The following is a 12,643-nucleotide window of genomic DNA, read 5'->3' as shown; positions in this document are numbered from 1 at the left end:
GTCCGGCTCGGGGGCCGGTTGCCGCGCTCCCGCCCCGGCCGCCGGGTGGGAGCCGAGGGCGACGGGCTCGGCAGCCGCCGGGCCGGCCTGGTGGGATGCGGCGGGCTGGGGATACCCCGTCCGGTACGTGTCGTACGGGCCGGTGGCGGGCTGCGCGCTCGTCTGCTCCACCTGGTGGGTGCCGGTGGCGACGGTTGTCTCGGCGGACGGCGGGGCGGACCCGTTCGGCTCGTTGGGTATGGCAGGTTCGTTCGAGCGGGGTGATGAAGAGCAGGTGGTCATACTCGCCTCCGTGGGAAGAGTGCGGCCGCTCCTGCGCCCCCCGTCGTGTGACGAGCGACGTTACGCAGACCATTACTAGGCGCCACCGTCACCCCGTGCCACTCGGGTGAGCCACCGGGATGACCACCGCACGGGAGAATCCGCCGGCTCGCCGACATGTCGGGCCCCGGCCGCAATACAGCCGCCGGAAACGGGAATCCACATAGGGGGTCTTCGGGAGGTCCCGTGTCACGGCATGCCAGGAGGAGGGCAACCCGTGGATACGACCACAAAGGTGCTCGTTCTGGCCGCGGTTCTCGCGGCCGTCGTCCTCGTCTTCGCCGTCGTCGTCCTCGTGCGGCTGGTACGGACCCGGCGCGAATTGAGGCGCGCGGGGCTCCCCACGGGCCCGCGCTGGGTCTTCTGGGGCGCGGTCCTCTATCTGGTGCTGCCCACCGACCTGGTGCCCGATCCGGTGTACCTGGACGACATCGGCGTCCTGCTGCTCGCGCTGCGCTCTGTCCGCGGCTCCCTCGGCGAACGGGAGCGCAAGTCGGCACCCCGGCCGGACCGGCAACCGGCAAATAACTACGGAAAGTAAGGAAACCAACCACCCGTTCGATTCGTATAAGTCTCTGGAAGCCGAAACAGGCCGGCGGACCGGGCAGCCACGCCCCGGGGGGTCACCGTCTGCTCGGCGCAGTACCGACGAGGGAGAGACGATGCAACCGTTCGCGCTCAACTACGCGCGCCCGGCAGTGGAGTTGGAAGCTGCCATTCCGTACGTGTACGACGCCGGACTGCAGTTGAACGTGCTCCGCGACGGACGGGTCGCGGCCTCCGACTTCGCCCTGTTGAGAGAGTTCGGCACCACGACGTCCACCGCCGGCTCCAAGACGCATTTCGACGACTGACCACGGGCCGCAGAAGATGACCGTACTGATCCTCACTTGCGAGGAGGACGTCACCGCGGACATGGTCGTGGTGCATCTCAACGCGACGGGGGTACCGGTGGTCCGGGTCGATCCCGCGGACCTGACCGGTGGCGTCGCGTTGTCGGGGGAATTCGTGCACGGCCGGTTCCGCGGCCATCTGTCCGCCGGGGGGCGGCTGGTGAGCATCGGGGGGATCCGGTCCGTGTGGGTGCGCCGGCCCGGCGTCCCGGCCGCGCGGGCGGCCCAGCCGTCCGCCTGGCTGACCGAGGAGGCCGCGCAGGCGCTCTACGGCATGCTGCGGGGCTCGGACGCGCGCTGGATGAACCATCCCGACGCGGCGCGCCGGGCCCGGCACAAGCCGTGGCAGCTGCGCCTGGCCCAGAGATGCGGCCTGCCCGTGCCCGCCACGCTGATCACGACCTTCCCGCGCGCCGCCCGCGAGTTCGCCGAGCGTTACCCGGAGCTGGTGGTCAAGCCGGTGTCGGGTGCGCATCCGCAGGACCCGCCCCGGGCGGTGCCGACCAGCCGGGTCTCGCCGGAGGCGGACTTCTCCGCCGTCGCGTTCGGGCCGACGCTGCTACAGCGGCGGATCACCAAGCGGGCCGACATCCGGCTCACCGTCGTGGGTGGACGGATGCTGGCCGCCCGCAAGGCGGCCGCCGAGGACGCGGACCCGGACGAGGTGGACGTGCGGTTCGCCGCGCCCGGCTCGCCGTGGCGTCCCGTCGACGTGCCGTCCTGCATCGCGCCCGGGGTCCTGTCCTATCTGCGTGAGGCGGAACTGGCCTACGGGGCTTTCGACTTCGTGGAGGACTCCGACGGGACGTGGTGGTTCCTGGAGTGCAACCAGTCGGGGCAGTTCGGCTTCGTCGAGGTGGAGACGGCTCAGCCGATCGCCCGGACCATCGCCGAGTGGCTGGCCCGGCCCGTTCCGGTCCAGCCGTTGCACGTCAACGGAGCCGACACGACGCTGCGTTGAGCACCGGGCCCGGCGCAGACCGGGCCCGGGCCCGCCGCCCGGATCACTGCGGCCGCGGGCCGGGGAGCATGCCGGCGCGCTGCCAGCCGGCTCCCGGGGAGTGCGGGCGGTCGTAGCCGAGGGACTGTGAGGGCCGCATGACCAGCTCCAGTTCCCTGCTCACACGTTCGGCCTCGCGGCGCACCTGTGCGGGTACGTCACCGCGCTCCGCGATGAGTCGGTCGTAGATGGGGGAATCCTGGAACACCCGTCAACGTGCCTTTCTGCTCGTCGGCCCCGTGCGGGGGCGAGACTGCGAGTGTAGGCGGCACGGTGTCCCGGAGTGTGAATTCCTTGGGATGACTTGACGCAGACCGGACATCCGTGACAGGCGATTGCGGGACTTTCTCAGGCTCCCGTGGTGGACCCCGGCCGGACGATCATCAGGACGGTGACGGTGGCCCACAGCAGGTTGAACACCCCGGTGAGCATGGCCAGTCGGGCGGTGCTCCGCCGGTCGACGCCCTGCTCTGCACTCAGCCGGGCGAGGAGTTCCTCCTGGCGGGGCAGGACGAAGGCGATCAGGATGCCGGCGGCCGCGGCGGTGAGAGCGATGGAGGTGACGAGCCATCCGCTGCCGAGGACGCCCATCGCGGCCGCGGTGGCGAACCCGAGGAGGGGGACGGTGAGTCCGACCTTGGCGTAGACGCGGCAGATGCGGTGCAGGAGCGCCGCCGTTCCGGCTCCGGCGGGAGCCGCCCGGCGCACGGCGGGCGGGAACATGCTGGCCGCGACGGTCACGGGACCGACGGCGACGATGGCGGCCAGGACATGGAGGGACAGCAGGATCTTGGTCACCGGGGCTCTTTCCGTGAATGCGGTCGACGCGCCCACGCTAGGACGCCTGCGCGTGATCCCCCATGGGCTGGAACGACAGCTTCCAACAGGTTCTCGCCAAGTCGTCCGACCTGTGCCTCTGCTTTTGGAGCTGCCGTGAACCCACGTCACAGGACCGGCGGGAACCCGCCTAGGGTGACGGTCATGCACTCTGTGGTGATCCTGGTCCTCGACGGAGTCGTGCCCTTCGACATGGCGGCTCCCCAGCAGACATTCGCCTGGACCCGTATGCCGGACGGGCGGCCGGCCTACCGGGTCCGGCTGTGCGCCGAAACGCCCGAGGTGCGCGCGGACGGCGGCTTCACCCTGCGGATCGAGCGGGGCCTTGAGGCGCTGGCGGAGGCGGACACCGTCATCGTGCCCGGCTGCTCCCCCGACGCGGCACCGCCGCCGGCCCGGGTGCTGGCGGCCCTGCGGGAGGCGGCCGAGGCGGGGACCCGGATCGCGTCGGTGTGCGTGGGCGCCTTCGTCCTGGCGGAGGCCGGGCTGCTGGACGGGCTGCGCGCCACCACGCACTGGGTGGCCGCCGGCGAACTGGCCCGGCGCTTCCCTCGGGTCGAGGTGGAGCCGGACGTGCTGTACGTCGACAACGGGCAGATCCTCACCTCGGCCGGTGCGGCCGCCGCCCTGGATCTGTGCCTGCACATGATCCGGCGGGATCTGGGGTCGGCCGTGGCCGCGAGCATCGCCCGCATGTCGGTCATGCCGCTGGAACGGGAGGGCGGGCAGGCGCAGTTCATCGTGCACGAACAACCGCCCGTGCCCCGGGGGTCCGCGCTCGAACCGGTGCTGGAGTGGATCGAGGACCATCTCGCGCACGAGGTGACGCTGGGCACGCTGGCGGCGCGGGCGGGGATGAGCGAGCGGACCTTCAGCCGCCGCTTCCGCGAGCAGACCGGCACCACACCGCTGCAGTGGCTGCTGCGGGCTCGGGTGCGGCGCGCCCAGTACCTGCTGGAGAACTCCGACCACTCCGTGGAACGGATCGCGCGCCAGGCGGGCTTCGGCTCGCCGACCGCGTTCCGGGAGCGGTTCCGCAAGGTGGCCGGCACCACGCCGCACGCCTACCGCACGGCGTTCCACGGGCGCACGAACGCCCCGGCGGCCCCTTCCTAGGGGCCGCCGGGGCGTGCCGCCCGGTCCGCGCCGGGCCTTCGTCAGCGGTCAGCCGACCAGCGTCAGGCCGTTCTCCCCGTCCGCGTCGGCGGAGTGCGGCCGCCCTTCGGTGAGCAGCAGGACATCCGCCTTGGCGATGGCGTCACTGATGTCGGACGTCCCCATCATCACGCACAGCGTGTAGCTGACGTCCTCCAGCTCGCGTGCCGCCTTCGGCACGTGCCTCTCCGACTGAGCGATCCTCAGCGACGCGTACCGCGTCAGCAGCTCCCTGACGATCTTCCGGTCCGGTACAAGCACGTAGCGCCCCTCTCTGTGTTTTCGCTGCGTATGCCCGAACCACGCGGAAGCATTCACACGATTTTCTCATCTGTAGCGGATTTGACGAGAACTGATCGGTTGCGACCGGTATTAGGTGAGCTGGCCCCGGTGCAGAGCGGTGTATGCCCCGCCCCTGCGCAGCAGCTCCTCGTGCGTGCCGATCTCCTCGATGCGGCCGTCGCCCATCACCACGATCCGGTCGGCGCCCTGGACGGTCGACAGCCGGTGCGCGACGACGAACGTGGTGCGCCCGTGCAGCAGCCGGGCCAGCGCCTGCTGGACGAACGCCTCCGAGCGGGTGTCGAGCGCCGAGGTCGCCTCGTCCAGGACCAGCACCCGGGGGTCGCGGATCAGGGCCCGGGCGATGGCGAGGCGCTGTCGCTGTCCGCCGGACAGCCGGGCGCCGTGCTCGCCGACCAGGGTGTCGAGGCCGCGGGGGAGGCGGTCGACGAACTCCAGGGCGTTGGCGTCGCGCAGGGCCGCCCGGACCGTCTCCTCGTCGGCGTCGTCCATGCCGTAGGCGACGTTCTCGCGGATCGTGCCGTCGAAGAGGACCGACTCCTGCGGCACCACCGACAGGAAGCGGCGGTAGGTGCGCAGGTCGAGGGTGTTCATGTCGGTGCCGTCGAGCAGCAGCCGTCCCGAGGTGGGGCGGATGAAGCCGATGACGAGGTTCAGGACGGTGGACTTGCCGGCGCCGGACGCGCCGACGAGGGCGACGGTCTCGCCCGCGGCGACGTGGAGGGTGAAGTCCCGTACCGCCGCGCGCCCGCCGGTCTCGTAGACGTGGTCGACGTGGTCGAAGGTGATGGCCCCGCGCACAGACGTGAGCTCGGACTTGCCCTCGTTGTCCTCCAGTTCCGGGACCTGGAGGACCTCGCCCACCGAGCGGACGGACTCCAGTCCCTTGGTGATGACCGGGGCGAGTCCCGCCAGCGTCGTCGTGGAGTTGGTGAGGGTGGTCAGGAAGGCGCTGAGCATCACGACATCCCCGGCGGTGACGCCCCAGACACCGTGGTACGAGAGCAGTGCCGCACCGGCCAGGACCAGGACGCCGACGACGTTGAGCACCACCCAGGCCAGCGAGCCGAACCGGCCGTTGACCAGGTCGAGGCGGAGGCCGGAATGGAGCAGCCGGTTCAGGGTGCCGTTCATGCGGCGCAGCGCGTTGCCCTCCAGGCCGTGGGCACGGGTGACCGGGATGAGGCGGGTCATCTCCGTCACGCGGGACGACAGGGTCTCCACCTCGTGGCGGAAGTGCTCGTTGTGCGTGCGCAGGCGGGCCCGCAGCCGGGCGATGAGGAGCGCCGCGGCGGGCACGACGACCAGGAAGACGGGGAGGAACTCGGGGGTGCGGACGGCGATGATGACCAGTCCGCCGATGAGCACGGTGGTCGCGCCCAGTCCGATCTCGGCGGTCTGCTGGACCATCTGCTCGACCGTCTCCACGTCGCGCACGACCTTGGCCTGGAGGACACCGGCGCTGACGCGGGAGTGGTAGCCGATGGACAGCTGCTGCATGCGGGTGCACAGGTCCGAGCGCAGGGCGGTCCCCATGCGGCGGACACTGCCGTAGAGGAGGCGGACGTACAGCACGTGCAACGGGTAGTTGATCAGCAGGATGAACAGGATGAGGCCGGTGCTGGTCCACAGGCGGCTGATCGGCTGGTGCTGGACGACGGTGTCGATGATGGACGCGGTGATCAGCGGCAGCAGCCAGATGGGGCTGTGCTTGACGGTGAAGACGGCGGCCGCCGCGAGGAGCCGCCGCCGGTCCGCGCGGAAGAGGTAGGCGAGGGTGCGGACCGGGTGCTCGCCCCGGTAGCGGTGGTCGAGCGGTCTTTCCCACGACGATGCCATCGGCGGTGGTCCTCCCCGGTTGCCGGTGCGTGGCGCGTACGTGTGCGTCGGCAGCATGAGACCCGGGGACGGCGTGCGGCCGTCCCCGGGTCTCATGGTCCGGTCAGGCGGCGTCCAGCTCCGCCAGCTCCTCGGCGGTCAGGGTGAGGTCGCCGGCGGCGAGCGAGTCGCGGATGGTCTCGGGCCGGCTCGCGCCCGGGATCGGGACGACCACCGGCGACTTGGCGAGCATCCAGGCCAGGCACAGGCGCTGCGGGCTCACGCCGCGTGCCTCGGCGATCCGGGCGAAGGGGGCGTGGCCCGAGCCGAGTTCAGCGGCCTTCGAGATCCCGCCGAGGGGGCTCCAGGGCAGGAACGCGATGCCGAGTTCGTCGCACAGGCGCAGTTCCGGCTCGCTGGAACGGAAGGCCGGGGAGAACTGGTTCTGCACGGAGGCCAGGCGCCCGCCGAGGATCTCCTGGGCCTGGCGGATCTGCTCCGGGTTCGCGTTGGAGATGCCGGCCATACGGATCTTGCCCTCGTCGAGCAGGTCCCGGATCGCGCCGACGGACTCGGCGTAGGGGACGCGCGGGTCGGGGCGGTGGAACTGGTAGAGGCCGATGGCCTCGACGCCCAGCCGGCGCAGGGACTCCTCGCAGGCCGCCTTGAGGTGGCGGGGGCTGCCGTCGAGCGTCCAGCTGCCGTCGCCGGGGCGCAGGTGACCGCCCTTGGTGGCGACCAGGACGTCACCGCCGCGGCCGTGGGAGGCGAGGGCCTTGGCGATCAGGGTTTCGTTGTGACCCACCTCGTCGGCGTCGCGGTGGTAGGCGTCCGCGGTGTCGATCAGGGTCACACCGGCGTCGAGAGCGGCGTGGAGGGTGGCGAGAGAGCGTTCCTCGTCGGGTCGTCCCTCGATGGACATGGGCATCGCGCCCAGGCCGATCGCGCTGACCTCGACGTCACCGATGCGGCGGCTGTGCATGGGTTCGTGACCTCTTCCGGCTGTCGGGCGATGGTCACTCCAGCCTGGACGCCGCGCGGCCGGGGGTCCAATAGAAGAAGGAGAACGCATTCAGCACCCGGGCCGCTGAATCGCGCCCTGGCCTCGCAACCCCCTTGTCACACCTGGATGAAACCCCGCGTCCGAGGACTCATCTCCCCCAAACAGACCGGCGATCCGTAGGGGGTTCCTCCGCCTCGCTGCCATATTCGAGAGCCACTTCGGAGGTGGTTGTGAGCACAGAGGTGACAGCATCCGGTCCGGGGGAGACGACGACGCGCACGCCCGGGGGCACCGCGGAGCGCGTCGCCGGCCTGGAGCACCGCCGGGAGCGGGCGGTGGCCCCGGGCGGGCCGCGCAGGCGCGGGGAGTTCTCGGCCCGGGAGCGGATCGAGCGGCTCCTGGACAAGGACTCCTTCACCGAGACCGGTCTGTTCGTCCGGGCCCGGCCCGCGGGGCACGACGCCCGTCGCCCGTACGGCGACGGCGTGGTCACCGGGTACGGCACGGTCGACGGCCGCCCGGTCTGCGTGTTCGCGCAGGACTCCACGGTCTTCGGCGGCAGCATGGGCGAGGCCTTCGGCGAGAAGACCGTCGCCCTGATGGAGCTGGCCCTGAAGACGGGCTGCCCGGTGATCGGCCTGAACGACTCCGGCGGGGCCCGCATCCAGGAGGGGGTCGCCGCGCTCGCCCTCTACGCCGAGCTGGTCCGGCGCAACGTCAAGGCGTCCGGGGTGATCCCGCAGATCTCGGTCGTCCTCGGCCCGTGCGCGGGCGGTGCGGCGTACTCGCCGGCGATCACCGACTTCACCGTGATGGTGGACGGCGCCTCGCACATGTTCGTCACCGGTCCCGACGTCATCGAGACGGTCACGGGCGAGCGCACCACCGCCGAGGAACTGGGCGGCGCCCGCACCAGCAACACCGTCAACGGCAACGCCCACTTCCTGGCTGCCGACGAGGAGGACGCCCTCGACACCGTGCGCGACCTGCTCTCCTACCTGCCGGCCAACAACCTGGAACGGCCACCGGAGTACGCCCCGGGGAGTGCCACGCCCGGTGCAGGGCTCGACGAGGTCGTCCCGGACCGGCTCGGCGAGGCCTACGACATGCGGGACATCCTGCACGCGGTCGTCGACGACGGTGAACTGCTGCCGGTGCAGGAGCTGTTCGCGCCGAACATCATCTGCGCCCTGGCCCGGGTCGAGGGCCGCTCGGTGGGGGTCGTCGCCAACCAGCCGCTGCACGCCGCCGGGGTCCTCGACATCGACGCCTCCGAGAAGGCCGCTCGGTTCGTGCGGTTCTGCGACGCGTTCGGCATCCCGCTGCTGACCTTCGCCGACGTGCCCGGCTATCTGTCCGGCGTGCGGCAGGAGCAGGCCGGGATCATCCGGCGGGGCGCGAAACTGCTGTACGCCTACGCCGAGGCCACCGTCCCCAAGGTCACGGTGGTGGTGCGCAAGGCGTACGGCGGCGGATACGCGGTGATGGGCTCCAAGCACCTCGGCGCGGACGTCAACCTCGCCTGGCCCACCGCCCGGATCGCCGTCATGGGCGCCGAGGGGGCCGTGGGCGTCCTGCACCGGCGCGAACTCGCCGCGTCCGACGACCCTCAGGCGCTGCGCGCCCGCCTCCTCGCCGCGTACGAGCGCACCCACGGCACGCCGTACCTCGCCGCCGAGCGCGGCTATGTCGATGCCGTCATCGCGCCGCGCGAGACGCGCGAGCAGGTCTGCCGCGCCCTGCGCGCACTGCGCGGCAAACGCGCCCCGATGCCGGAACGCCGGCACGGCAACATCCCCCTCTGACCTCCGCCTCCCCTCCCTTCGTGACCCCTGGACCGATCCGCGCCGTGAGGAGCCCCGCCTGATGGACAGCCGCCGCCCCCCGCTCGCGCCCGCGTGCCCCACACTGCCGGAGTACGTACGGCACTGGGCCGAGACCACCCCCGACCGCCGGGCGTTCACCTTCGTCGAGCACCCGGCACAGCACTCGCGGGGCGTCCACCGCACCCTCACCTGGCGCCGTCTGGACGTGCGGGTACGGGCGCTCGCCGCACGCCTCGCGGACGAGACGGACCCCGGGGACCGGGTCGCGCTGCTGTGCCCGCAGGGCACGGAGTACGTGACCGCCTTCCTCGCGGCCCTGGCCGCCGGGGTGGTCGCCGTGCCCCTGTACACCCCGGGCCTGCCCGGGCACGCCGACCGGCTCGCGGGCGTCCTGGCCGACGCGCGCCCCTCGGTGGTGGTGACCACGAGCCGGACGCGGGACGAGGTGCGGGACTTCCTCGGGACCGGCGGGCCGCGGATCGTCGTCGCCGACGACGTGCCCGACGACGAGGGCCGGGGCCGTGCGCAGGTCGCGCCGGACGAAGGGGCGACCGCCTACCTCCAGTACACGTCCGGTTCGACCCGGGCCCCGGCGGGTGTGGAGATCAGTCACGGCAATGTCGTCGCCAACGCCCGCCAGGCACTGTCCGCCTACGGCCTCGACACCCGCCCGATGACCAGTGTGGGCTGGCTGCCGCTCTACCACGACATGGGGCTGGTGCTCAGCGTCGCGGCCCCGGTGGCACGCGGGGCGCTGTCGGTGCTGATGGACCCGGCGGCGTTCCTGCACGAGCCGGTCCGCTGGCTGCGGCTGCTCGCCGCGCATCCCGACGCCGTGAGCGCCGCGCCCAACTTCGCCTACGACTACTGCGTCGCGACCGTCACCGCAGAGCAGAAGGAAGGGCTGCGGCTGGACAAGGTGACCGCGCTGATCAACGGCAGTGAGCCGGTCCGCCCGGGCACGGCCGACCGGTTCCACGCGGCGTTCGCGGGCCAGGGCCTGGCGCCCGGGACGCACTGCCCCTCGTACGGGCTGGCCGAGGCCACGGTGTTCGTGTGCGCGGCCCGGCCGGGCGAGCCGCTCAGCCGGTTCGCCCTGGACCGCGACGCCCTGGCGGCCGGCAAGGCCCTGCCCGCCCGGCCCGACGATCCCCGGGCGGTGCTCCTGGCGGGCTGTGGCACCCCGGCGGGCCAGCGGGTCCGGATCGCCGACCCGGTGTCACGCGCCCTGTTGTCGGAGGGGGAGGTCGGGGAGATCTGGGTGCAGGGGCCGAACGTGGGCCGCGGCTACTGGAACCGGGACGCCGCGGACGTCTTCGGCGCGGAGTTCGCGGTCGCGGCGGCCGGCCCGGGCCGCTGGCTGCGGACGGGTGATCTGGGCACGGTGCTGGAGGGGCGACTGGTCGTCACGGGGCGCCTGAAGGACCTGATCATCGTCGACGGTCGCAACCACTACCCGCAGGACGTCGAGGCGACGGCGCAGGAGGCGCACCACGTGGTCCGCCGGGACCGGCTCGCCGCCTTCGCCGCGCCGGGTGAGGCCGGCGGCGAGTGTGCGGTCGTCGTGGCGGAGCATGCGCGCACCGCACCCCTCGCCAAGGTGGACGTGGCGGCCGTGGCGCGTGCCGTACGCGGTGCCGTCTCGGCCCGGCACGGGCTGCGGCTGGCCGATGTCGTCCTGGTGCCGCCGGGCACGGTGCCGCGTACCTCCAGCGGCAAGGTGTCGCGGGCGCTGACCCGCACCCGGTACCTGGAGGGCGCCTACGGCGGGCGGGCCCGGGCGGGTGACGCGGGATGAGGCGCGTCGACGAGGCCGCGCTGCGCCGGCTGGTCGCCGAGCGGGTGGCCGCCTGGAACGGCACGTCCCCCGACGACGTGCCGATGGACCGGCCGCTCGCGGACCTCGGCATGGCCTCGCGGGACGCCGTCGCCCTGGCCGGTCAGCTCTCCCGCGCCACGGGCCGGGAGCTGCCGACGACGCTGCTGTGGGAGACGCCCACCGGGGAGGCCCTCGTGGCGCGGCTGTGCGCCGCGGGAGCCCCGGGAGCCCCGGCGGCCGAGGCGGCGCCGGTGCCGCGTGCCGTTGTGGCGGGAGGGCCGGCAGGACCGGCCGAGCCGGTCGCGGTCGTCGGCATCGGCTGCCGTCTGCCCGGCGGGGTACACGACCCTGACGCCTACTGGCAGTTGCTCAGCGCGGGCACCGACGCGATCCGCCGCGTACCGGAGGACCGCTGGCGCGACTTCACCGCGTTCCCGCCCGCCGACGCCCATCCGTACGGCGGCTATCTCGACGACATCGCCGGGTTCGACGCGGACTTCTTCCGCATCACCCCGCGCGAGGCCGCGGTGATGGATCCCCAGCAGCGGATCCTGCTGGAGGTCGCCCAGGAGGCGCTCGACCACGCGGCCGTGCCGGCCGGCTCCCTGGCGGGTACGGCCACCGGCGTGTTCGTCGGCATCTCGGCGCCGGAATACGGGCAGGTGACGGGAGCCGACCCGGCCGCCGTCGACCCCTGGGCGCCGGCCGGGGGCGCGCTCAGCGTCGCCGCGGGCCGCCTCGCCTACGTCCTGGACACGCGCGGGCCGAGCCTGGCCGTCGACACGGCCTGCTCCTCCTCACTGGTCGCCGTGCACCAGGCCTGCGTCAGTCTGCGCACGGGCGAGAGCGACACGGCGATCGCGGCCGGGGTCAACCTGCTCCTGTCGCCGGCCGTCACGGTCGCGTTCCGGCGGGCGGGCGCCCTCGCACCGGACGGCAGGTGCAAGCCGTTCTCGGCGGCGGCCGACGGCATCGGCCGCGGCGAGGGCTGCGCGGTCGTGATCCTGAAGCGGCTGTCCGACGCCGAGCGGGACGGCGACCGGGTGCTGGCCGTCGTCCGCGCCACGGCGGTCAACTCCGACGGCCGCTCGAACGGCCTCATGGCACCCAGCCCGGCCGCCCAGCAGGCGCTGCTGGAGCGGGCGTACGCGGGGGCCGGGCTCGCCGCGGAGCACGTCGACTACGTGGAGGCGCACGGCACGGGCACGCCGCTGGGCGATCCGATCGAGGCGGGCGCCCTCGGCGCGGTGCTGGGCGTGGGCCGGGACCCCGACCAGCCGCTGCTGCTGGGGTCCGCCAAGGGCAACCTCGGTCATCTGGAGTCGGCGGCGGGCATCGCGGGGCTGGTGAAGACCGTGCTGGCCCTGCACCACGGCACCATCCCACCGTCCCTGCACTGCGAGCGGGGCAGCTCCCTCACCGATCCCCGGCTGCGGGTGGTGACCGAGCCGGAACCCTGGCCCCGCTACGGCGGCACGGCTGTCGCGGGCGTCTCCGGGTTCGGCTTCGGCGGCACCAACGCCCATGTGGTGCTGGAGGAGGGGCCGTCCGCAATGGTCCCGGTGCGGCCGGCCGAGGAACCGGCCGCCCGCGTGCACCTGCTCTCCGACTTCGACACCGAGCGCCTCCGGGACACGGCGGGCAGGCTCGCCGACCGGCTGCGCGACC

General features: G+C 72.9%; 12 protein-coding genes and 1 pseudogene. 7 read left to right on the top strand and 6 right to left on the bottom strand.

The genetic code is table 11. The annotated features are described in order from the left end of the window. A pseudogene (locus tag GTY56_RS07795) lies at positions 1-282 on the bottom strand (hypothetical protein); the annotation flags it as partial. Between the two features lie 256 nt (positions 283-538). On the opposite strand from GTY56_RS07795, the gene GTY56_RS07790 reads away from it, so the two are divergent. The 3 genes from GTY56_RS07790 (at position 539) to tgmB (ending at position 2,175) form a co-directional block, all read left to right on the top strand. Then, on the top strand, positions 539-862 hold the full coding sequence (locus tag GTY56_RS07790) for a DUF1232 domain-containing protein (RefSeq protein WP_161363837.1): 324 nt from the start codon (positions 539-541) through the stop codon (positions 860-862). 121 nt (positions 863-983) lie between these two features. After that, entirely contained in the window at positions 984-1,175 is a 192-nt protein-coding gene (gene tgmA / locus GTY56_RS07785) for a putative ATP-grasp-modified RiPP (protein ID WP_033312495.1), read from the top strand. Between the two features lie 16 nt (positions 1,176-1,191). Beyond that, complete coding sequence (tgmB, locus tag GTY56_RS07780; RefSeq protein WP_161363835.1) at positions 1,192-2,175, top strand: ATP-grasp ribosomal peptide maturase; 984 nt, start codon at positions 1,192-1,194, stop codon at positions 2,173-2,175. 43 nt (positions 2,176-2,218) lie between these two features. On the opposite strand, the gene GTY56_RS07775 is transcribed toward tgmB, so the two are convergent. After that, positions 2,219-2,422 (bottom strand): hypothetical protein, encoded by a 204-nt coding sequence (locus tag GTY56_RS07775; protein ID WP_031111422.1) that lies wholly within the window; start codon positions 2,420-2,422, stop codon positions 2,219-2,221. 140 nt (positions 2,423-2,562) lie between these two features. After that, on the bottom strand, positions 2,563-3,012 hold the full coding sequence (locus GTY56_RS07770; RefSeq protein WP_161363833.1) for a hypothetical protein: 450 nt from the start codon (positions 3,010-3,012) through the stop codon (positions 2,563-2,565). A 183-nt stretch (positions 3,013-3,195) separates the two neighbouring features. Here GTY56_RS07770 and GTY56_RS07765 point away from each other — a divergent pair, with 183 nt between their 5' ends. After that, positions 3,196-4,167, top strand: a complete 972-nt coding sequence (locus GTY56_RS07765; protein ID WP_161363831.1) for a GlxA family transcriptional regulator — start codon at positions 3,196-3,198, stop codon at positions 4,165-4,167. Between the two features lie 48 nt (positions 4,168-4,215). Here GTY56_RS07765 and GTY56_RS07760 read toward each other — a convergent pair whose 3' ends face one another. From GTY56_RS07760 to GTY56_RS07750, 3 genes are all read right to left on the bottom strand, one after another. Continuing rightward, a complete protein-coding gene (locus GTY56_RS07760) occupies positions 4,216-4,467 on the bottom strand; it encodes a DUF5133 domain-containing protein (RefSeq protein ID WP_161363827.1) in 252 nt (83 codons plus the stop codon). Between the two features lie 111 nt (positions 4,468-4,578). Further along, complete coding sequence (locus GTY56_RS07755; RefSeq protein WP_161363825.1) at positions 4,579-6,348, bottom strand: ABC transporter ATP-binding protein; 1,770 nt, start codon at positions 6,346-6,348, stop codon at positions 4,579-4,581. Between the two features lie 103 nt (positions 6,349-6,451). Continuing rightward, the gene (locus tag GTY56_RS07750) at positions 6,452-7,309 is read right to left on the bottom strand and encodes an aldo/keto reductase (RefSeq protein WP_161363823.1); all 858 of its coding nucleotides are present in this window, start codon (positions 7,307-7,309) and stop codon (positions 6,452-6,454) included. 263 nt (positions 7,310-7,572) lie between these two features. On the opposite strand from GTY56_RS07750, the gene GTY56_RS07745 reads away from it, so the two are divergent. The 3 genes from GTY56_RS07745 to GTY56_RS07735 all read left to right on the top strand — a co-directional run. Continuing rightward, positions 7,573-9,135, top strand: a complete 1,563-nt coding sequence (locus GTY56_RS07745) for a carboxyl transferase domain-containing protein (protein WP_161363821.1) — start codon at positions 7,573-7,575, stop codon at positions 9,133-9,135. A 61-nt stretch (positions 9,136-9,196) separates the two neighbouring features. Next, positions 9,197-10,954: a fatty acyl-AMP ligase gene (locus GTY56_RS07740; protein WP_161363820.1), complete on the top strand. Its 1,758-nt coding sequence runs from the start codon at positions 9,197-9,199 to the stop codon at positions 10,952-10,954. Continuing rightward, the coding region (locus GTY56_RS07735; RefSeq protein WP_237524439.1) for a beta-ketoacyl synthase N-terminal-like domain-containing protein at positions 10,951-12,643 on the top strand (1,693 nt) is incomplete at its 3' end. The genes GTY56_RS07740 and GTY56_RS07735, both read left to right, overlap by 4 nt.

The sequence above is a fragment of the Streptomyces sp. SID5643 genome, from assembly GCF_009872555.1.
GTDB lineage: Bacteria > Actinomycetota > Actinomycetes > Streptomycetales > Streptomycetaceae > Streptomyces > Streptomyces iakyrus.
This window is presented reverse-complemented; position numbering and strand designations above follow the sequence as displayed.

Coding starts and splice junctions, on each gene's coding strand:
- tgmA (WP_033312495.1), top strand. CDS start 984: ATGCAACCGTTCGCGCTCAACTACGCGCGCCCGGCAGTGGAGTTGGAA.
- GTY56_RS07740 (WP_161363820.1), top strand. CDS start 9,197: ATGGACAGCCGCCGCCCCCCGCTCGCGCCCGCGTGCCCCACACTGCCG.
- tgmB (WP_161363835.1), top strand. CDS start 1,192: ATGACCGTACTGATCCTCACTTGCGAGGAGGACGTCACCGCGGACATG.
- GTY56_RS07750 (WP_161363823.1), bottom strand. CDS start 7,309: ATGCACAGCCGCCGCATCGGTGACGTCGAGGTCAGCGCGATCGGCCTG.
- GTY56_RS07755 (WP_161363825.1), bottom strand. CDS start 6,348: ATGGCATCGTCGTGGGAAAGACCGCTCGACCACCGCTACCGGGGCGAG.
- GTY56_RS07765 (WP_161363831.1), top strand. CDS start 3,196: ATGCACTCTGTGGTGATCCTGGTCCTCGACGGAGTCGTGCCCTTCGAC.